The organism is Streptomyces longisporoflavus (genome assembly GCF_014649775.1).
GTDB lineage: Bacteria > Actinomycetota > Actinomycetes > Streptomycetales > Streptomycetaceae > Streptomyces > Streptomyces longisporoflavus.
The window spans coordinates 40,444-59,276 of the sequence record NZ_BMTR01000005.1 but is presented as its reverse complement, the minus strand read 5'-3'; the positions used below and the strand labels follow the sequence as shown (position 1 = coordinate 59,276).

General features: G+C 72.9%; 18 protein-coding genes. 8 read left to right on the top strand and 10 right to left on the bottom strand.

The genetic code is table 11. The features are described from left to right. Nucleotides 1-5: 5 nt before the first annotated feature. The 3 genes from IE226_RS11735 to IE226_RS11725 form a co-directional block, all read right to left on the bottom strand. Complete coding sequence (locus IE226_RS11735) at nucleotides 6-1,268, bottom strand: NAD(P)/FAD-dependent oxidoreductase (protein WP_190081068.1); 1,263 nt, start codon at nucleotides 1,266-1,268, stop codon at nucleotides 6-8. A gap of 129 nt (nucleotides 1,269-1,397) precedes the next feature. Beyond that, complete coding sequence (locus IE226_RS11730; protein WP_190081067.1) at nucleotides 1,398-2,711, bottom strand: deoxyguanosinetriphosphate triphosphohydrolase; 1,314 nt, start codon at nucleotides 2,709-2,711, stop codon at nucleotides 1,398-1,400. A 57-nt stretch (nucleotides 2,712-2,768) separates the two neighbouring features. Continuing rightward, nucleotides 2,769-3,719 (bottom strand): sirohydrochlorin chelatase, encoded by a 951-nt coding sequence (locus IE226_RS11725; protein WP_190081066.1) that lies wholly within the window; start codon nucleotides 3,717-3,719, stop codon nucleotides 2,769-2,771. Between the two features lie 343 nt (nucleotides 3,720-4,062). Between IE226_RS11725 and IE226_RS11720 the strand changes: the two genes are divergently transcribed. Together IE226_RS11720 and IE226_RS11715 are read left to right on the top strand one after the other, a co-directional pair. Continuing rightward, nucleotides 4,063-4,674 (top strand): SanA/YdcF family protein, encoded by a 612-nt coding sequence (locus IE226_RS11720; RefSeq protein ID WP_229870864.1) that lies wholly within the window; start codon nucleotides 4,063-4,065, stop codon nucleotides 4,672-4,674. A 145-nt stretch (nucleotides 4,675-4,819) separates the two neighbouring features. Beyond that, on the top strand, nucleotides 4,820-6,946 hold the full coding sequence (locus IE226_RS11715) for a molybdopterin oxidoreductase family protein (RefSeq protein ID WP_190081065.1): 2,127 nt from the start codon (nucleotides 4,820-4,822) through the stop codon (nucleotides 6,944-6,946). A 72-nt stretch (nucleotides 6,947-7,018) separates the two neighbouring features. Here IE226_RS11715 and IE226_RS11710 read toward each other — a convergent pair whose 3' ends face one another. The 4 genes from IE226_RS11710 to IE226_RS11695 all read right to left on the bottom strand — a co-directional run bounded on the left by IE226_RS11710 (nucleotide 7,019) and on the right by IE226_RS11695 (nucleotide 9,077). Continuing rightward, complete coding sequence (locus IE226_RS11710) at nucleotides 7,019-7,315, bottom strand: DUF6355 family natural product biosynthesis protein (protein ID WP_190081064.1); 297 nt, start codon at nucleotides 7,313-7,315, stop codon at nucleotides 7,019-7,021. Nucleotides 7,316-7,485: 170 nt separating this feature from the next. Beyond that, the gene (locus tag IE226_RS11705) at nucleotides 7,486-7,923 is read right to left on the bottom strand and encodes a gamma-glutamylcyclotransferase family protein (RefSeq protein ID WP_190081063.1); all 438 of its coding nucleotides are present in this window, start codon (nucleotides 7,921-7,923) and stop codon (nucleotides 7,486-7,488) included. Beyond that, nucleotides 7,920-8,282, bottom strand: a complete 363-nt coding sequence (gene cutA / locus IE226_RS11700; RefSeq protein ID WP_190081062.1) for a divalent-cation tolerance protein CutA — start codon at nucleotides 8,280-8,282, stop codon at nucleotides 7,920-7,922. Before cutA ends, IE226_RS11705 begins: the two co-directional genes overlap by 4 nt. A 159-nt stretch (nucleotides 8,283-8,441) precedes the next feature. Then, on the bottom strand, nucleotides 8,442-9,077 hold the full coding sequence (locus IE226_RS11695; RefSeq protein ID WP_190081061.1) for an NADPH-dependent FMN reductase: 636 nt from the start codon (nucleotides 9,075-9,077) through the stop codon (nucleotides 8,442-8,444). A gap of 463 nt (nucleotides 9,078-9,540) precedes the next feature. Here IE226_RS11695 and IE226_RS11690 point away from each other — a divergent pair, with 463 nt between their 5' ends. Then, nucleotides 9,541-10,098, top strand: a complete 558-nt coding sequence (locus tag IE226_RS11690) for a GVDTG sorting domain-containing protein (protein ID WP_190081060.1) — start codon at nucleotides 9,541-9,543, stop codon at nucleotides 10,096-10,098. Nucleotides 10,099-10,302: 204 nt separating this feature from the next. Continuing rightward, complete coding sequence (locus IE226_RS11685) at nucleotides 10,303-10,905, top strand: class F sortase (protein WP_229870861.1); 603 nt, start codon at nucleotides 10,303-10,305, stop codon at nucleotides 10,903-10,905. Between the two features lie 73 nt (nucleotides 10,906-10,978). Here IE226_RS11685 and IE226_RS11680 read toward each other — a convergent pair whose 3' ends face one another. The 3 genes from IE226_RS11680 to IE226_RS11670 all read right to left on the bottom strand — a co-directional run bounded on the left by IE226_RS11680 (nucleotide 10,979) and on the right by IE226_RS11670 (nucleotide 13,575). After that, nucleotides 10,979-11,761, bottom strand: coding sequence for a sulfite exporter TauE/SafE family protein (locus tag IE226_RS11680; RefSeq protein WP_190081059.1), 783 nt, complete (start codon nucleotides 11,759-11,761; stop codon nucleotides 10,979-10,981). Nucleotides 11,762-11,882: 121 nt separating this feature from the next. After that, nucleotides 11,883-12,077: a hypothetical protein gene (locus IE226_RS11675; RefSeq protein WP_190081058.1), complete on the bottom strand. Its 195-nt coding sequence runs from the start codon at nucleotides 12,075-12,077 to the stop codon at nucleotides 11,883-11,885. 16 nt (nucleotides 12,078-12,093) lie between these two features. Next, a complete protein-coding gene (locus tag IE226_RS11670; RefSeq protein ID WP_229870787.1) occupies nucleotides 12,094-13,575 on the bottom strand; it encodes a ferredoxin reductase family protein in 1,482 nt (493 codons plus the stop codon). A gap of 365 nt (nucleotides 13,576-13,940) precedes the next feature. Between IE226_RS11670 and IE226_RS11665 the strand changes: the two genes are divergently transcribed. The 4 genes from IE226_RS11665 to IE226_RS11650 are packed head-to-tail and all read left to right on the top strand — an operon-like array spanning nucleotide 13,941 to nucleotide 18,781. Then, nucleotides 13,941-15,212: an NAD(P)/FAD-dependent oxidoreductase gene (locus IE226_RS11665; RefSeq protein WP_190081057.1), complete on the top strand. Its 1,272-nt coding sequence runs from the start codon at nucleotides 13,941-13,943 to the stop codon at nucleotides 15,210-15,212. Nucleotide 15,213: 1 nt separating this feature from the next. Then, the gene (gene nirB / locus IE226_RS11660; protein ID WP_190081056.1) at nucleotides 15,214-17,823 is read left to right on the top strand and encodes a nitrite reductase large subunit NirB; all 2,610 of its coding nucleotides are present in this window, start codon (nucleotides 15,214-15,216) and stop codon (nucleotides 17,821-17,823) included. After that, nucleotides 17,820-18,143, top strand: coding sequence for a nitrite reductase small subunit NirD (gene nirD, locus IE226_RS11655; protein WP_190081055.1), 324 nt, complete (start codon nucleotides 17,820-17,822; stop codon nucleotides 18,141-18,143). The genes nirB and nirD overlap by 4 nt, the downstream gene beginning before the upstream one ends. 53 nt (nucleotides 18,144-18,196) lie before the next feature. Beyond that, nucleotides 18,197-18,781, top strand: a complete 585-nt coding sequence (locus IE226_RS11650; RefSeq protein ID WP_190081054.1) for a TetR/AcrR family transcriptional regulator — start codon at nucleotides 18,197-18,199, stop codon at nucleotides 18,779-18,781. Nucleotides 18,782-18,833: the final 52 nt, after the last annotated feature.

Sequence of the window (18,833 nt, the reverse complement as noted above, 5' to 3'; positions counted from 1 at the left end):
TGGCGTCACCCGAGCAGGGACTCCAGGGGGACGGACGGGTCGGAGAGGGACTCGGCGGGCGGTCGTGCCCCCGTGCGGATCAGCTTCTGGATGGTGTCCGTGACGTCCCACACATTCACGTTCATCCCGGCGAGGACGCGCCCCTCGCTCAGCCAGAAGGCGACGAACTCCCGCTTGCCGGCATCGCCCCGGACGACGACCTGGTCGTATGACCCGGGCGGCGCCCATCCCGAGTACTCCAGGCCCACGTCGTACTGGTCCGAGAAGAAGTACGGCACCCGGTCGTACGCCACGTCCTGGCCGAGCATGGCGCGGGCCGCGGCCGGGCCGCCGTTCAGGGCGTTCGCCCAGTGCTCCACGCGCAGGCGCGTGCCGTAGAGCGGGTGGTGGACGGCGGCCACGTCGCCCGCGGCGTAGATGTCCGGGTCCGAGGTCCGCAGGGAGCCGTCGACCACGACGCCGCCGCCGTGCGCGCGGTCGGCGATCTCGAGCCCCGCGGACTCCGCGAGCCCGGTGCGCGGGGCGGCGCCGATCGCGGCGAGCACGTCGTGCGCCGGGTGCTCCTCGCCGTCGTCCGTGCGGGCGGCCAGGACCATGCCGTCCTGGCCGGTGATCTCGGTGAGCGTGGCGCCGAAGTGGAAGCGCACGCCGTGCTCGGCGTGCAGGTCGGTGAACATCTGGCCGAGCTCGGGGCCGAGTACGGCGTGCAGCGGGGTGGTCTCGGGCTCGACGACGGTGACCTCGGCGCCGTACGTCCGCGCGGCGGCGGCGACCTCCAGGCCGATCCAGCCCGCCCCGGCGATCACCAGGTGGCCGTTGTCACGGCCCAGGCCGGTGAGCACCTGGCGCAGCCGGTCGGCGTGCGCGAGGCGGCGCAGGTGGTGCACGCCCACCAGGCCGGTGCCGGGGACGTCGAGGCGGCGCGGCTCGGCGCCGGTGGCGAGGAGGAGCTTGTCGTAGTGGATGACGGCGCGGTCGCCGAGGTGGACGGCCTTGGCGGCGCGGTCGACGGAGACGACGGTCTGGCCGAGGTGCAGCTCCACGTCCGCCTGTGCGTACCAGGCGGGTTCGTGGACGAAGACGGTGTCGCGCTCCTCCTTGCCCAGGAGGTATCCCTTCGACAAGGGCGGGCGCTCGTACGGGTGGTCGCGTTCGTCGCCGATGAGGATCACCCGGCCGGTGAAGCCCTCGGACCGGAGCGTCTCGGCCGCTTTCGCGCCCGCGAGACCTCCTCCGACAATGACGAACGTCTGATCCGCGTCGACCACTTGATGCCTCCTCGAAGCCTTGCCGTCAGGGGGGAGCGTCCCGCACGGAGCGTGATGGGGGAAGGGGTTGCGAACCGATCCGGCCAGTTTTCGTCACGCCCCGTGGTCGAACGGCTCATTTCGCATATGTCAGGGGTGTCTTGCCGTGAGCCGCGCGTGCAGCGAGCGCGCGGCGGCGTCCGTGAGGGACGCGATCTGGTCGACGACCACACGCAGCGCCGCGCGGTCGTCGGGTGCCGTGTCGTACAGCGCGCGGAACTGCGGGTCGAGTCCCTCGGGGGCGCGCGCCGTGAGCGCATCGGCCAGTTCGGCGACGACGATCCGCTGGTCCGCGCGCAGCCGCTCCTGGGCGGGGCGCTGCATCACGTAGCGGTCGGCGACGGCCTTGAGGACCGCGCACTCGTGGCGGGCCTCGCGCGGGACGACGAGCTCGGCGGCGTACCGGGTCAGGGGGCCCTTGCCGTACCGCGCGCGGGTGGCGCTCTCCGCCGCGAGACAGAAGTGGCCGATGAGCTGGCTGGTCGCGTCCTTCAGGCGGCCCTGGGCGATCGCCGAGCCGTCGTACCCGTGCGGCCACCACTCCTGGCCCAGGAGGCGGTCGAGTGCCTCGGACAGCTCCTCGGGGTCGGTGTCCGCCGGTACGTACCGTCCGATGGCGACCGCGAAGATGTCGCGGCGCTCGGGCTCGGCGTGCAGCACGTTCGGATCGATGTGTCCGGCGTGCAGGCCGTCCTCCATGTCGTGCACCGAGTACGCGACGTCGTCCGACCAGTCCATGACCTGGGCCTCGAAGCAGGTGCGGCGGCCCGGCGCCTCTTTGCGGACCCAGTCGAAGACCGGCCGGTCGTCCTCATAGACCCCGAACTTGGGCGACTCGGGGTCGGTGGGGTGGGCGCCGCGCGGCCAGGGGTACTTGGTGGCGGCGTCCAGGGCGGCACGGGTCAGATTGAGCCCCACGCTGACGAGTTCGCCCGTCCCCTCGTGCGCGACGAAGCGCTTCGGCTCGATGCGGGTGAGCAGGCGCAGCGACTGGGCGTTGCCCTCGAAACCGCCGCAGCTCTCGGCGACTTCGTTCAGCGCCTGCTCGCCGTTGTGCCCGAAGGGCGGGTGCCCCATGTCGTGGGAGAGGCACGCGGTCTCCACCAGGTCGGGGTCGCAGCCGAGGGCGGCGCCGAGCTCGCGGCCGACCTGGGCGCACTCCAGGGAGTGCGTCAGACGGGTCCGTGCGCTGGCGTCCCACGCCTCGTTGCTGCGTGTGCCGGGGGTGACCACCTGGGTCTTCCCGGCGAGGCGGCGCAGCGCGGCGGAGTGCAGCACGCGCGCGCGATCCCGCTGGAAGGCGGTGCGCCCCGGCCGTTTGTCCGGCTCGGCGGCCCATCGCTCGACGGCGGCCTCGTCATAGGCCGCCCCAGCGCCGTACGCGTTCGATGCAGTGCCTTCCATGCACCGACAGTAAACGCAAGCAGTGACAAAGAGGGCTTCAGGGGCCCCGCGTGGCCGTCAGGCGGTGGTCAGCTGACGGGACGGAACGTGCGCGGCGGCCCGGGGCGTCGAGGATGCGGTGGCGCGGGCCTGGTCGTAGCGGTGCAGGAGGAGGCGGGCCATGGCGAGGTGGACGCCGAGGGGGGCCGACGCGATCCAGGGGGCGGCCTCGGCGCACTGCGTGGCGAAGCGGCCGGGTGCCGTGAAGTACGAGGCCACGGCGGTGCGGTGGCGTCCGCGAGCGGCGAGGGCGTGTACCGCCGCGGGCACGCTGAGCGCGGAGGCCTCGGTCGGCGTCGCGTACGCGGGCACGACCGGTACGCCGAGCCGCCGGGCGAGGAGGTCCGCCGTGCGCCGGGTGTCCGCGGCGGAGTCCGGGTCGCGGGAACCGGCGGCGGCCAGGATCACCGCGTCGGTGCGGCGGCCGGGCCCGGCGGGCCAGCCCGCTTCCACGAGCCGGTCGTGCAGCGCGTCGACGAGCAGGGGGTGCGGGCCGAGCGGGGCGGCGACCCGGGTGTCGAGATGCCGGGCGCTCGCGGCGGCCCCGGGTATGTCGTGCTTGACGTGGTAGCCGCGGCTGAGCAGCAGCGGTACGAGGACGGCGGCGCCGCCGGGCGACGCGGCGAGGGTGTCGGTGAGCAGCGGCTCGTTCAGCTCGATGTGGCCGAGGCGCACGGTGAGCCCCGGCCGCAGCGCACGGACCCGGTCGAGGAGCGCCGTGACGGTGGCGAGGGCGCGGGGGTCGCGGCTGCCGTGGGCGACCACGACGAGTTCCGGCGCCGGTGCGGTGCGTGGTGCGGTGCGTGGTGCGAGGGGGGACGCCGCGGGTGGTTCCGTGCGGCGTCTGCCGTCGAGGGAGACGAGGTTGAGCTGGCTGCCGAGCTGACTGGTGATCCGGTCCATGATCTGCGCCGTACTTTCGAGAGGGGTGCTGCCGGACTCGTCGCGAAGAAGGTTCGACGGCGTCATGGACCGAGGATGGCCGTGCCGCGTTTCGGTCGCGTTGCGCGCCGGTGACGGGTCCTTTCGGCCTGGCTCACCGGCGGCGCCGCGGCATTGTCAGTGCGGTCGCTTACCGTTGTGCACAGTGATCGGATCGGGGGGATCCGGCATCGGGGCATGGGGGAACGCGATGGAGCTGCCGGGACGGATGCGGCGGTCGGGGGCGCGAGAGCCGTCCGGGGCGCGGGTCCGGGCACGCGGATGGGCGGCCCGGCCGGGCCGTCTGCGGTTGCGATCGCGACTGCGGCTGCGATCTCGGCTGCGGCTGCCGCGAACGCGTCAGGGACAGCGGCGGGCCGTGCAGGCCTTCATGGCCGTCTGCGTCCTCGCGCTGCTGCCCGCGACCTGGCTGTTCGTGACGGCGGAGGGGCGCCTGCACACGACGGCCGACGTGCCGCGCACCCGGGTCGCGGTCGTCTTCGGCGCCGGGCTGTGGAACGGCGAGCCCTCGCCCTATCTCGCGCACCGCCTCGACGCGGCCGCCGAGCTGTACGAGGCGGGACGGATAGAGGTCATGCTCGTCACCGGTGACAACAGCCGCGAGGAGTACGACGAACCGGACGCCATGCGCGCGTATCTGACCGAGCGCGGTGTGCCGGGGCGGCGGATCGTCAGTGATTACGCCGGCTTCGACACCTGGGACAGCTGCGTGCGCGCCAAGAAGGTGTTCGGCGTCGACCGGGCGGTGCTGATCAGCCAGGGTTTCCACATACGCAGGGCCGTCGCGCTCTGCCGCGCGGCGGGCGTCACGTCGTACGGCGTCGGGGTCGACGCCAAACACGACGCGACCTGGTACTACGGCGGCGCGAGGGAGGTCATCGCCGCGGGCAAGGCGGCGCTCGACGCGACGCTGCGGCCCGATCCGCGCTTCCTTGGCCCCGAGGAGCCGGGTGTGCGCAAGGCACTCGCGGCGCGGCGCTGAGGAGCGCCGCCGCGGGGTGTCGGCGCAGGTCAGCCCGGGGTAAAGGGGGCCTCACAGTGGGGCGTGGCGCCGGCTGAGGCGGGCGTACCGGCGGTGTAACGCGGCGGGGCGGGGGGTGTAACACGCGCCACGGACGCTGGTCGGCATGCACACCGAGGCGACACCGACCCACTGTCCGTACTGCGCGCTGCAATGCGGGATGAGCCTGGCCGGCGGCCCCGGCGAGGTGGAGGTCGTGGAGCGTCCGGAGTTCCCCGTGAACCAGGGCGCGCTGTGCGGCAAGGGCCGCACGGCACCCGCTGTGCTCTCCTCCCGGGTGCGCCTGACCGAGCCACTCGTCCGATCCCACGCCACGGGCCGGCTCGAGGCTGCCACCTGGGAGGAGGCGATCGCCCGCGTCGCCGAGGGGCTCTCCCGCACGCGTACGGAGCACGGAGCGGACGCGTGCGGGGTGTTCGGCGGCGGCGGGCTGACCAACGAGAAGGCGTACGCCCTCGGGAAGTTCGCGCGGGTGGCGCTTGGCACGTCGCAGATCGACTACAACGGCCGGTTCTGCATGTCCTCGGCGGCAGCGGCGGGCCAGCGGGCTTTCGGGCTCGACCGGGGCCTGCCGTTCCCGCTCGCCGACATCCCGCGCACCGGCTGCGTGATCCTCGTCGGCTCGAACCTCGCCGAGACGATGCCGCCCGCGCTGCGGTATCTGACGGAGCTGAAGGCGAACGGCGGGAAGCTGATCGTCGTCGACCCGCGCAGGACCCGCACCGCCGAACAGGCCGACCTCCATCTGGCGCCCCGCCCCGGCACGGACCTCGCCCTCGCGCTCGGCCTGCTGCACCTGGTGGTGGCCGAGGGACGGACGGACGAGGCGTTCATCGAGGAGCGGACCAGCGGCTGGGAGGAGGCGCGGGCGGCGGCGATGGCGCACTGGCCGGAGCACGTGGAGCGGATCAGCGGCGTGTCCGTGCCCGAACTGCGGGACGCGGTGCGGATGTTCTGCGACGCCGAGGCCGCGATGGTGCTCACCGCGCGCGGGCCCGAGCAGCAGTCCAAGGGGACGGACACGGTGGGCGCGTGGATCAACCTCTGCCTCGCCACGGGCAACGCGGGCCGCCCCCTTGCCGGGTACGGCTGTCTGACCGGGCAGGGCAACGGCCAGGGCGGGCGGGAACACGGCCAGAAGGCCGACCAGCTGCCCGGCTACCGCAAGCTGACGGACCCCGCGGCGCGGGCGCATGTGGCGGAGGTGTGGGGCGTCGACCCGGATTCGCTGCCGGGCCCCGGCCGCTCCGCGTACGAGCTGCTCGACGCGCTCGGCGGGGACATCAAGGCCCTGCTCCTGATGGGCTCGAACCCGGTCGTCTCGGCGCCGCGGGCCGCACACGTGGAGGAGCGCCTCCGCTCGCTCGACTTCCTCGCGGTGGCCGATGTCGTGCTCTCCGAGACGGCGCGACTGGCGGATGTCGTCCTGCCGGTGACGCAGTGGGCCGAGGAGACGGGGACGGTGACGAACCTGGAGGGCCGGGTCCTGCTGCGCCGCCGCGCGGTGAGTGCGCCCGCCGGTGTACGCAGCGACCTGGACGTACTGCACGGCCTCGCCGCCCGCCTCGGCCACGAGAAGGGCTTCCCCACGGACCCGGAGGAGGTCTTCGACGAACTGCGCCGGGCGAGCGCGGGCGGACCGGCGGACTACTCCGGCATCTCGTACGCGCGCCTGCGGGAGGGAGACGGGGAGGGGGTCTTCTGGCCGTGCCCCGCGCAGGAGTCCGGGGACGCGGGCCCCGGGGAGGACGGGGCGGGAGCGGATCGGGCCGTGCATGCCGGTACTCCCCGGCTCTTTCTCACGCGGTTCGCCACCGACGACGGGCGGGCGCGTTTCGTGCCGGTGGTGCATCGGGACGCCGCCGAGGAGCCGGACGCGGAGTTCCCCGTGCTCCTGACCACCGGGCGGGTTCTCTCGCAGTACCAGTCGGGGGCCCAGACGCGCCGCGTCGACGAGCTCAACTCCGCCGCTCCCGGCCCGTTCGTCGAGCTGCATCCGCGGCTGGCGGCGCGGCTCCAGGTCGGCGACGGCGAGCCGGTGACCGTCGTGTCGAGGCGGGGGCGGGCCGTCGCCCCGGCGCGGATCACGAGCGCCATCCGCGCCGACACCGTCTTCATGCCGTTCCACTGGCCGGGCGAGGGCCGCGCCAACTCCCTCACCAACCCGGCACTCGACCCGGTGTCACGGATGCCGGAGTTCAAGGTGTGCGCGGTGCGATTGGAGCGGGCATAGCAACGGGCCGGGGCGGTGGCCGCCCCGGCCCGCGGTCATCCGCGTACGGACATCAGCGGGTACGGCCGGGTGTCAGCAGGTGCGGCCGAGGTAGTGCGCGCCCTGGATCTTGTCCGCCGAGCCCAGCCAGCTCTTGCCAGGGCCCACGCAGCGCTCGTAGTCGGGCCCCCACGCGACCCTCACCTTGATGACGACGTTCGAGCCGTCGCCCGTGCAGTGGTTGTAGAACGCGTCGCTGCCGGTCTCGTAGAAACCGCAGGGGTTCATGACGGCGGCCGGGGCGTGAGCGGACGCGGCGGCCGCCACGGGGAGGCCGAGGGTGAGGGCTACGGCGCCGACGAGGGCCGGCAGCGAACGGCGAAGGCTCATGGGGCAACTCCTGCTTGAGGGCGGTGCTCACGCACCGGCCCGACTGGCGCGTGACCGGAGACTGTCACACTCATCACCCTGTGTGATCACATCTTTCCGGTGCGTCACTCGCACGGGTCACGGAGTCCACCGGATCGAGTGCGCAGCCCGCCTGAACTGCGAAGATCCCCTCACCGACGGGCCCGGAACGACGCCCAGTCCCCTCCCCCGATCACCGTCCCCGAAGCCCGCAGCCGCGCCGCCACCCGCGGGGCCGCCACGTACACCCAGGCACGCGCGGTCGCACCGTCCAGGAGGGTCACCTCGCGCCGCACGCGCTCGTACAGGTTGCGGGGGTCGCCCGGCGTGTAGACCTCCAGCACGTCGAGATCGGCGAGGAGCCGCTCGTACGCGGACGGCATGGCGGTGATCAACTCGCCGCGCACCGGGCCGCCTCCGGGGTCCTTCACCACGTACGGGTAGCCGGGCCCCTCGTAGAGGAGCGCCCCCGCGAGCCGGGCGGGCACCTCCGCCGCCACCCGGCCGCGGAGACAGGCGTCGTGGTTCGGCTCCCCCGGCCGCAGCGTTCCGTACACGAAGAACGGCAGCCGGGCGTCGGCCGAGGTCACTCGGCCGTCTCCCGCGCCACCCACTCCAGGTACGCCGCACTCCCCCGCACGACCGGCGTCGCGATGATCTCGGGGGTGTCGTAGTCGTGGGCCTCGGCCAGCCAGGACTCAAGCGCGTCGTACCGCGCGGCGGTCGTCTTGAACAGCACCTGCCATTCCTGCGCGGTCTCCACGGCTCCCTCCCACCGGTATACGGAGACGACGGGCCCCGCGATCTGCGCGCAGGCGGCGACGCGCGCCGCCACCGCGCCGGACGCGAGGTCCTGCGCCTTCTGGGCCGCGTCGGTCGTGGTGAGCACGGTGAGCACCGCTGCTTGTCCGGGCCCGGACCGAGATCCGGCTTCGTTCGTCGACGTCATGCACCGATTCTCGCCGGGTCGAGTGCCGCGCCGGGAGCCGGCCCGGGCGGTCGGCCGGGTTGAACGGCCGGGCAGTCAGGCGCGGAGGGAACTGCGCAACGCGGAGGAGGGCGGCGCGGTGGCGGCGGTGCGCCTGCCGGAGGCCTGACCCCCGGTGGCTCACCTGCCGTACGGGCGGGCCTCCTTGGCGCTGCGCAGTGCCCACGCCCACCAGTGGAGCTGGTCGAGCATCGACTTGGCGGCGGCGTTCGCGGCCTCCGGGTCCTTGTGGGTGCCGTCGTCGGCGAAGAGGGCGCCCGCGTTGTGGAAGGAGACGGTGTCGCGAATCGTCATGGTGTGCAGCTCGGCGAAGACCGGACGCAGGTGCTCGACCGCGCGCAGGCCGCCGGAGAGCCCTCCGTAGGAGACGAAGGCGAGGGGCTTGGCCTGCCATTCGGCGTTGTGCCAGTCGATGAGGCTCTTGAGGGACGCGGGGTAGGAGTGGTTGTACTCGGGGGTCAGGACGACGAAGGCGTCGGCGGCGGCCAGCTTCGGGGTGACCTTGCCGAGCTCGGCGAGGGTCTCGGGGGACGGGTTGTACGAGAGCGCGGTGGGCAGGTGCGAATCGGCCAGGTCGATGACGTCCGCCTCGAAGTCCGCGTGCTCGCGGATCCGGGCCAGCAGCCAATCGGCGACGATCGGCCCGAAACGGCCCTCGCGGTTGCTTCCGATGATGACGGCGACGCGGAGGGGCGCGGCCGGCGCGGGGGACGTCGAGGTGGACGAGGAATCAGTGGCGGTCGTGTTCGTGGTCATGAGAGGAGCCTCGTTGCTCAACCTAGGTTGAGGTCAAGGGGCTCCCGCGGAAAGTTCGACGCCACGGATTTCGCGGCCGCCGAGAAGCTGACGGGGACGCCGGCGGAGGTCCGTGCCGATACCCCGCGGGACACCTCCTGAGGCAGGGTCAGGTTCCTGGCACAGTCATGGCGGAGCCCGTCGCGGCGACCCCGGGCCACCGCCGCCGCGCCGCCCCGGGTCACCCATTCACAGGCGCCCCGGGCCCTCTTCGGGCAGTTCACGGCGACACGCCTGATGACCTGCTGGAATGTTGCCGTCGAAACGTCAGAAGCCGCTCCATCGCCGCATTTCTGACGAGCCTTCAGGAGGCGTGCGCCGCCGAGTGCCACTTACCTCGGTAGAGCGGGGTTCGACCGACGCAGCGGCACTCGGAGGTGCCGCGGGCCGTGCCCTCTGATGGCTTCTCGGAGGATCAAGCACGATGCGTAAAGCCCGACTGCTGACCACTGCCGCGCTCGCCGTCGCATCGGCGAGCCTCCTCGCCCCGTCAACCGCCGTGGCCGCCGCCGCAGACGCCGCCGGGGGTGGCCTCGAAGTCCGGCCCGGCACCGTCATGCCGGGCTCCTCGGTCACCGTGAGCACCACCGCGTGCGGCAGCGAGGGCGCCGCTTCGGGCGATGCCAGCGCGGTCGGCGCCGGCACGTTCACGCTGACGCCCGGCGCACAGAAGGAGAAGGCGGCCGGCGAGTTCGAGGTGCCGCCGTCGGCTCAGCCGGGCACCTACGAGATCGTCGCGAAGTGCTCCGGCGCCGGCGCCGACGGCAAGGAACTTGCGGGCGATCTGATCGTGACGATCACCTCCACGGCCGCCGCCCGCGAGGAGCAGCCGGTGGCCCCGAAGGGATACGTGAAGACGGGGGTCGGCGGCGCTCTTGGCCCCGATCCCGTGCAGACCGCGGCGGGTGTGGCGGCGCTCGCCGTCGCCGCCGCGGGCGGTACCTGGCTCCTGCACCGCCGGGCGAGAGGCGACAGGATCTGACGGACACCCTCCGCTGTCCACCGGTACCGCAACCCCCCGCCCTCTCCGGGTCCGCATGTCCCTCGCGGACCCGGAGAGGGACGCGGGGAACGGCCTTCCCGAACCCTGAGGGGGACGAGTCGAGTGAGACCCCTGGGAGCCCCGGGAAGCGAGAGCTCCGCCGGCAGACCCTTCGGCGCCGGCCGAAAGCGCCTCAACTCCGCGATAGGCGCGGTCACCGTCCTGGCCCTGTGCGCGGGGGCCTGGCTGCTGCACAACGGCACGGAGTCCCGTACGCCGCCCCAGCCGTCCGCGGCGCAGGCCGCGTCGGCCCACCCCCGCACCGACCGGCTCCCGGCCGCCGCGGCGCTTCCCCCGTCCCCGCCCGACCGGATCCGGATCCCGTCGATCCGGGTCGACGCGCCCCTCATGGGTCTCGGGCTCACGCGGCAGGGCAGCCTCGACGTACCGCCTCCGAAGAAGACGAACCTGGCGGGCTGGTACGAGTCGGGGACGACGCCCGGCGAGACGGGCACGGCGATCGTGGCGGGGCACGTCGACAACGACGACGGACCCTCCGTCTTCTACGACCTGGGCCGCCTGACCAGGGGCAGCACCATCGAGCTCGAACGCAGGGACGGCAGCGTCGCGGTGTTCACGGTCGACGCGAACGAGGTCTACGAAGCGGAGAAGTTCCCGGACGAGAAGGTGTATGGGGCGGCGGACCGTCCGGAGCTGCGCGTGATCACGTGCGGCGGCAGCTATTCGAAGAAGACGGGCTACCAGGGCAATGTGGTGGTCTTCGCGCACCTGACGAGCGTGCGCTGACGCCCGGGGGCGGCGGGCGGACGCGGCACCGGACCGCGCCGGGCCGCGCAATGCAGCGCAATGCCGCGCCGGCCTAGGCGAGCCACTGTTCGTACGCCATCTTGGCCACCAGAGCGAACACCGTGGTGAGCAGCACGACACGGACGAAGCCGCTGCCCCTCTTCAGCGCGGTGTGGGCGCCGAACATGCCGCCCGCGAGGTTGAAGACGGCCATCAGGGCGGCGAGTTGCCACAGGACCGCGCCCTGCCAGGCGAACATCGCGAGGGCGCCCGCGTTGGTGCAGCAGTTGACGATCTTGGCGGTGGCGGACGCGGAGACCAGGTCGAGGTGGAGCACGGCGGTCAGCGCGAGCACGAGGAAGGTGCCGGTGCCTGGCCCGATGAGTCCGTCGTAGAACCCGATGCCGAGGCCCGCGAGGCCGATGGCGGCGAGGATGCGCTGGGGCGAGGCGGGCCGGGCCGGGGGCGCGGTGCCGAAGGCGGGCCTGAAGATGACGAAGGCCCCGACGGCGAGCAGCACCACCATGATCACGGGCTTGAGCACCTCGGTGCTCATACCGGCGGCGAAGAAGGCGCCGCCCATGGACCCGGCGAGCGCGGCGAGCCCGATCCGTACGGCGGTGCGCACATCGACGCGCGTCTTCCTGACGTACGTCACCGCGGCGCCGGTCGTCCCGACGATGGCGACGGCCTTGTTCGTACCGAGGGCATGCGCGGCCGGGGTCGAACCCGGCAGGCCGAGGAGCAGCGCGGGCAGCAGCAGAAGACCGCCTCCGCCGACCACGGCGTCGATCCACCCGGCCGCGAGGGCGGCGACGCAGAGGACGACGACGGTGGTCAGAGATATGTCGGGCATGGTCAGGACCTTATGGCGAGCGTGATCAGGGCCCTGTGGAGGGGTGGCGGCCGTGATCACCCGCCTCGCCGGGACCTGCCCTTCCGGCCCAAGGCGCCACCCGGCGCCTCCCCCTTACGGCCTAGGGCGCCGCCCGAGGCGCCGCCGGAGCTTCCGCCGGGGTGCGGTCGGGGGCCGGGGGCGCCGCCGGGTCGATCGTCAGCGCGAGGACCGTGGCGATCAGCGCGCTCGCTCCGGCGAGGCCCGCCGTCAGCTTGCGCCGGGCCTCCAGGGTGGGGCCGGGCGCCGGGCCCGCCGGTCTGCGGTGACGTCCCATGTCAGCTCGGTCCCTCTCAGAAGGTGAAGCACTCGGCGTGGATGCGGTTCCGCGGCACCCCGGCCCGTTCGAGGGCGGCGGTGGCGAACGCGGTCATGCCGGGCGGCCCGCAGAGATAGACGTCGTGCTCGGTGAGATCCGGGACCAGGTTGCCCAGGGCCTGCGGGGCGATGGGGTCGAAGGCTGCGTCGGACCGTCCGAGCAGGAAGTGCAGCCCCGCTCCCCTCGTCCGGGCGATCCTCTCCAACTCCTCGCGCAGCACGAGCTGCTCCGCGCTGCCCGCCCGGTAGAGCAGGGTGATGTCCCCGGGGCCGCCGGGCAGCGTCTCGAACAGGGCCCGCATCGGGGTGATCCCCACGCCGCCCGCGAGCAGCAGCACCTTCCGCCGCGTACGCCGGTGAGCGGTGAGCGCCCCGAAGGGCCCCGTGGCCAGCACCCTGGTCCCCGGCTTCAGGCGCCGCATCCGCCGGGTGTGATCCCCGAGGGCCTTCACGGTGATCCGGAGAGTGTCGTCGCGCACGGGCGCGGAGAGCGAGAACGGCAGCGCGGTGCGCCAGAGCCTGCGGTGCAGGAAGCGCCAGCGGAAGAACTGCCCGGGTTCGGCCCGCAGCTCGTCGAGCCCGATGCCCTGCATGAGGACGGACACGACGCCGGGCCCCTCGTCGCGTACGTCGATGACGCGCAGGCTGTGCCGCAGCGCCTGCCGCACGGGCACGACGACCCGGTACCAGACGAGCAGCACCGCCACCGTGGCGTGCAGCATCGACCACATCCACACGGTCAGGATGCCGCCGGCCACATCGGGACCGGCGAGCTGGTGCACGAAGCCGAGCGCAGCGCCGAGGTAGGTGAGCAGATGCACGGCCCGCCACGCCTCGTGCGAGACGCGGCGCCGCATCGCACGCGCCGACGTGACGCCGACGGCCATGAGCAGCGCGGTCCCGACGGCGGCGAGGGCGAGCCCCGGATAGCCGAGCAGGTCGAGGGTGGCCGAGAGGAGGTCGGTGCCGGCGTGGGCGGCGTACGCGCACAGGGCGAGCAGGACGTGCGCCAGACACAGGGTGAGTACGTGACGACCGCCGAGGGCGTGCAGCCGCGCGAGCCGGTCGGCGCCGACGCCGTGCTCGACCGCAGGGACGCGGGCCATCAGGAAGAGCATGACGAGCACGCCGTACCCCGCGAGCAGCCCGGTGAGGTGGGCGCCGGTCGCGAAGAGCACGTCGAGCCGCGCCGAGGGTTCCATCTGCGCGGCCCACAGGGCGGTGACGGCGACGGCTCCGGCGGCGATCGCGTTGCGCAGGGCGGCCGGGGTGACGCGGACCGGCGGGACGGGGGTGGCGGCGGCTCGGCCCCTGCGGGGAATCCGCGGAGGCATCACCGGCATCGTCCGCGGAGGCATCACAGGCATCGGCGGAACTTCCATCCCCTCCGTCTGCCGCAGATACGCGGACAGCGCGGGATACGCGGCAAGTCGGGAGTCGGCTGCATCGCTGGTCACCGCCGCAGACTAGGCGCGGGGCGCCGGTGAAAGTGGCTGGTCAGGGGGTTACCGCTGATCCTTAAGGCGGACTTGAGGATCGGCTCAAGGGGCGTTAAGCCCCACGCCCCGACGCCCCCCCCGGGAGCAGGTGTCGACGCGGGGCAATCGGGCGGGTGGGCGGGAAGGCTCGTTCGTCCAGGATGGATGCGGGGTGATCGGGCGGGTGGGTGGGAGAGGCTTGTCCGGCCGGGGCAGGACCAGCCGGGGCAGGGCCGGACGGGGCGGACCCTCACATCCCGCCCCGGCGCCCGCTGAGGGCAGCGTTCCCCGAGGGAAACAGTCAGGATGCGGCCGGGTAACACCGCCCCCGCACGCTGCCGTACATGACCTCTTCGACCCCGGGCCCCAAGAGCTCGCACGACCGCGTGGTGGTGATCGGCAGCGGCCTCGCCGGCGTCCGCCTCGCCCAGCGGCTCGGGGCAGGCGACGGCGACAGCGGCCCCGGCCCCGTACTCATCGGCGACGAGCCGCACGCACCGTACAACCGCGTCCTCCTCGCGGACGTCCTCGCCGGACGCTACGGCCCCGAGGTCATCACACTGCCCCCGACGCCCGGCGAGCACCTTCGCACCCGCGCCGTCCGCGTGGACCGCGCGGACCGGATCGTGCACTGCGCGGACGGCAGCGTCGTACCGTACGGCACCCTCGTCCTGGCCACCGGCTCGAACCCGGTCCTGCCGCCCCTGCGCGGCCTCTTCGAACCCGGCGCCACCGAACTGCCCGGCGGCGTGCACGCCTTCAGGACGATGGACGACTGCCTCGCCCTGTCCGAGGCAGTCGTACCCGGCACCCGCGTCGTCGTCATCGGCGGCGGCCTCCTCGGCGTATCGGCCGCCCGCGCGCTCGCCGCCAGGGGCGCCCAGGTCGTCCTCACCCAGCAGGGCGACCGGCTCATGGAGCGCCAGCTCGACCCGGCCGCCAGCGCGCTGGTGCACCGGCATCTCACCGAGCTCGGCGTGGAGGTGCACACCGAGTGCCGGGTGCGCGGTGTGCGGCAGTCCGACGGGGCCGTGAAGTCGGTGGAGCTCGCCGACGGCTACGTGCTCGGCACCGACCTCACCGTCCTCGCCTGCGGCGTCCGCCCCCGTACGGGGCTCGCGCAGGCCGCGGGCCTCGACGTACGCCGCGGCATCGTCGTCGACGACGAGCTGCGCACCTCCGACCCGCACATCCGCGCCATCGGCGACTGCGCCGAGCACTCCGGCGAGGCCCGCTGCCTCGCCGCGCCGGCGCTCGAACAGGCCGACGCCCTCGCGGACTGTCTGCTCTCCCCCGGGGACGCGCGCCCCTACTCCGGCACCCGCGCCCTCACCCGCCTCACCCTGCACACCGGCCGTCCCGGCTCCGCACCACTGGACCTGGCTGCCTTCGGCGACCCCGAGCACCGGCCCGACGACGACGTCGTCCAGCTCGCGGACGCCACCCGTGGCACGTACCGCAAAGTCATCGTGCGCGGTGACCGGCTCGTCGGCGGCGTACTGCTCGGCGAGCTCACCGCCGTCGGCGCTCTCGCCCGCGCCTGGGAGGCCGACGACCCGCTGCCCGACGACGGCAGCCCCCTGCTCCACCTGCTCACACACGACGGAGGCCTCTGAGATGCCCACGGACACCCCCCGCCACAGCGCGCACGACAACACCATCGTGCTGGTCGGGCACGGCATGGTCGGCCAGCGCTTCCTGGAGGCCATCGCCGCCCGCGGCCTCACCGCCACGCACCGCGTGGTCGTCCTGTGCGAGGAGCCGCGTCCCGCGTACGACCGCGTGCAGCTCACCTCGTACTTCTCCGGCCGCACGCCCGACGAACTCTCCCTCACCGACCCGGAGTTCATCGAGCAGCACGGGATCGAGCTGTACGTCGGCGATCCGGCCGAGTCCGTCGACCGCGAGGCGAAGACCGTCACCGCGCGCTCCGGGCAGACCTTCGCCTACGACACCCTGGTCCTCGCGACCGGCTCCTTCCCCTTCGTGCCGCCGGTGCCGGGCAAGGACATCACCGGCTGCTTCGTCTACCGCACCATCGAGGACCTGCTCGCCATCGAGGAGTACGCGAAGACGTACGCCAAGACCGGTGCCGTGGTCGGCGGCGGTCTGCTCGGCCTGGAGGCCGCGGGGGCGCTGCGCGGACTCGGACTCGACACGCACGTCGTGGAGTTCGCGCCCCGCCTCATGCCCGTGCAGGTGGACGAGGGCGGCGGCGCGGCGCTCCTGCGCACCATCACCGGCATGGGCCTGACCGTCCACACGGGCGTCGGCACCCAGGAGATCATCGGCACACAGGGCGCCGTGAGCGGGATGAAGCTGTCGGACGGCCAGGAACTCGCCACCGATCTGGTCGTGTTCTCCGCCGGTGTCCGGCCCCGCGACCAGCTCGCCCGCGACTGCGGCCTGACGGTGGGCGAGCGCGGCGGCATCACCGTCGACGAGCAGTGCCGCACCAGCGACCCGGCCGTGTACGCGATCGGCGAGTGCGCCCTGGCGTCGGACGGCCGGGTCTACGGCCTGGTCGCGCCGGGCTACGAGATGGCCGAGACCGTCGCGGGCTCGATCGCCGCGGAGGAGTCGAGCTTCACCGGCGCCGACCTCTCCACCAAGCTGAAGCTCCTCGGCGTGGACGTCGCCTCCTTCGGCGACGCGCACGGCGCCACCCCGGACTGCCTGGACGTCGTCTACTCCGACTCGCGCTCGGGCACGTACAAGAAGCTGGTCATCGGCGCGGGCGGCGAGCTCCTCGGCGGCGTCCTGGTCGGCGACGCGGAGGCGTACGGCGTACTGCGCCCGCTGACCGGCAGCGTGCCGCCGGTCTCGCCCGAGCAGCTGGTGCTGCCCGCCGGCGCGGGCGCCCCGGTGGCGATCGGTCCGTCCTCGCTGCCGGACTCGGCGGTCATCTGCTCCTGCCACAACGTCACCAAGGGCACGATCCGCGGCGCCGTCACCGAGCACAGCTGCACGACGGTGCCCGAGGTCAAGAAGTGCACCAAGGCCGGTACGGGCTGCGGCAGTTGCGTGAAGGTGCTCGGCCAGCTGGTCAACGACGAGCTGGAGGCGTCTGGCGTCGAGGTCGACAAGGGCCTGTGCGGCTGCTTCGGCCAGACGCGCCAGGAGCTGTACGAGATCGTCCACACCCTGCGGATCACCTCCTACCGGCAGCTCCTGGACACGCACGGCCGGGAGGCGGCGCGCGGCACCGAGGGCTGCGAGACCTGCAAGCCGACGGTCGGCTCGATCATCGCCTCGCTGGCACCGACGATCGGCGCCGACGGCTATGTCCTCGAAGGCGAGCAGGCCGCTCTCCAGGACACGAACGACCACTTCCTCGCCAACCTCCAGAAGAACGGCTCCTATTCGGTGGTGCCGCGCATCCCCGGCGGCGAGATCACTCCGGACAAGCTGATCGTGATCGGCGAGGTGGCGCGGGACTTCGGGCTCTACACGAAGATCACCGGCGGGCAGCGCATCGACATGTTCGGCGCGCGTGTGGAGCAACTGCCGCTGATCTGGACGCGGTTGGTGGACGCCGGCTTCGAGTCGGGTCACGCGTACGGCAAGTCCCTTCGTACGGTGAAGTCGTGCGTCGGGCAGACCTGGTGCCGTTACGGCGTGCAGGACTCGGTCCGGATGGCGATCGACCTGGAGCTTCGCTACCGGGGCCTGCGCTCCCCGCACAAGCTGAAGTCGGCCGTCTCCGGCTGTGCCCGCGAGTGCGCGGAGGCCCAGTCCAAGGACTTCGGCGTGATCGCCACGTCGAGCGGCTGGAACCTGTACGTGGGCGGGAACGGCGGCGCCACTCCGCGCCACGCGGACCTGCTCGCACAGGACCTGTCCGACGCCGAACTGGTGCGCCTCATCGACCGGTTCCTGATGTTCTACATCCGTACGGCGGACCGCCTGGAGCGCACGTCGACCTGGCTTGAGCGGATCGAGGGCAGCCTGGACCACGTGCGTGACGTGGTCGTCCATGACTCGCTCGGTCTCTGCGACGAGCTGGAGGCCCTGATGGCCGACCATGTCGCGCACTACCGCGACGAGTGGTCCGAGACCATCAACGACCCCGAGCGCCTGGCGCGGTTCGTGTCCTTCGTGAACGCGCCGGACGTCCCGGACCCGACCGTGAGCTTCGTCCCGGAACGGGACCAGATCAAGCCGGACCTGCCCCTCCTCACCATCGGCTCCCGCCCCCGCGACCTGGAAGGTGCTGCATCCCGATGAGCGTTCAACTCCGTCTGAAGGACGACTGGTTCGAGGTCTGCGACCGCGCTCAGCTCCAGCCGGGCCGCGGCATCGCGGCCCTGCTCCCCGACGGCCGCCAGGCCGCGCTCTTCATCGACCGCGAGGGCCGCGCCTACGCGATCGACAACCGCGATCCGTTCACGGGAGCGGCGGTGCTCTCGCGCGGGCTGCTCGGCGCGGCGGGCGGCCGTACGTTCGTGGCGTCGCCGCTCCTGAAGCAGCGGTTCGACCTGGAGACGGGCCGGTGCCTGGACGACGACTCGGTGACGGTGGAGACGCACACGGTCCGCCTGGCCTGACGGGGACTCCTTATTACTTGACCGTCCGTTCCAGTATTACTTAAGCTCTCCTCGTGGCCAGGACCAAGGAATTCGATCCGGACGCCGCGCTCCAGTCGGCCCTAGAGCTGTTCTGGCGGCGCGGCTACGAGGCGACGTCGATGGCGGACCTCGTGGCGGAGCTCGGCATCGGACGCGCCAGCATCTACGCGACGTTCGGCAACAAGCACGAGCTGTACCTGAAGGCCCTCGACCGGTACGCGACCCTCCAGAATCCGCGCCTGCTCGCCGAGCTCTCGCAGCCGGGCCCCGCGCTGCCCGCCGTCCGCGCGGTGGTGCGCCGCTTCGGGGCCGAGGCCGCCTCCGCCGAAGCACGCCTGAACGGCTGCTTCATCACCAATACGGCGGCCGAGCTCGGCCCGCACGACGACGCGGCGGCCCGCTGCGTCGAACGCAGCTGGGAGCACATCGAGACGCTGCTGCACTCCGCGCTCGTCCGCGCGCAGGCGCAGGGCGAGCTCCCGCAGGACCGCGACCCCCTGGCGCTCGCGCGCGTGCTCCTGACCCTGATGCAGGGGTTGCGCGTGATCGGCAAGGCGTCGCGGGACGGAGCACGCCTGCGGGACGCGACGGAGCAGGCACTGAGCCTGCTCGACTGACACTCACCTTTTACGGCCGCCCACCCCGGCCTCTCTTTTTTATGCCCTGATA

What these genes read in the sequence shown, in the direction of transcription:
- IE226_RS11730 (WP_190081067.1), bottom strand. Translation starts at nt 2,711, where the DNA reads ATGGAAGGCACTGCATCGAACGCGTACGGCGCTGGGGCGGCCTATGAC.
- IE226_RS11725 (WP_190081066.1), bottom strand. Translation starts at nt 3,719, where the DNA reads ATGACGCCGTCGAACCTTCTTCGCGACGAGTCCGGCAGCACCCCTCTC.
- IE226_RS11720 (WP_229870864.1), top strand. Translation starts at nt 4,063, where the DNA reads ATGGCCGTCTGCGTCCTCGCGCTGCTGCCCGCGACCTGGCTGTTCGTG.
- IE226_RS11715 (WP_190081065.1), top strand. Translation starts at nt 4,820, where the DNA reads ATGCACACCGAGGCGACACCGACCCACTGTCCGTACTGCGCGCTGCAA.
- IE226_RS11710 (WP_190081064.1), bottom strand. Translation starts at nt 7,315, where the DNA reads ATGAGCCTTCGCCGTTCGCTGCCGGCCCTCGTCGGCGCCGTAGCCCTC.
- cutA (WP_190081062.1), bottom strand. Translation starts at nt 8,282, where the DNA reads ATGACGTCGACGAACGAAGCCGGATCTCGGTCCGGGCCCGGACAAGCA.
- IE226_RS11695 (WP_190081061.1), bottom strand. Translation starts at nt 9,077, where the DNA reads ATGACCACGAACACGACCGCCACTGATTCCTCGTCCACCTCGACGTCC.
- IE226_RS11690 (WP_190081060.1), top strand. Translation starts at nt 9,541, where the DNA reads ATGCGTAAAGCCCGACTGCTGACCACTGCCGCGCTCGCCGTCGCATCG.
- IE226_RS11680 (WP_190081059.1), bottom strand. Translation starts at nt 11,761, where the DNA reads ATGCCCGACATATCTCTGACCACCGTCGTCGTCCTCTGCGTCGCCGCC.
- IE226_RS11675 (WP_190081058.1), bottom strand. Translation starts at nt 12,077, where the DNA reads ATGGGACGTCACCGCAGACCGGCGGGCCCGGCGCCCGGCCCCACCCTG.
- IE226_RS11665 (WP_190081057.1), top strand. Translation starts at nt 13,941, where the DNA reads ATGACCTCTTCGACCCCGGGCCCCAAGAGCTCGCACGACCGCGTGGTG.
- nirB (WP_190081056.1), top strand. Translation starts at nt 15,214, where the DNA reads ATGCCCACGGACACCCCCCGCCACAGCGCGCACGACAACACCATCGTG.
- nirD (WP_190081055.1), top strand. Translation starts at nt 17,820, where the DNA reads ATGAGCGTTCAACTCCGTCTGAAGGACGACTGGTTCGAGGTCTGCGAC.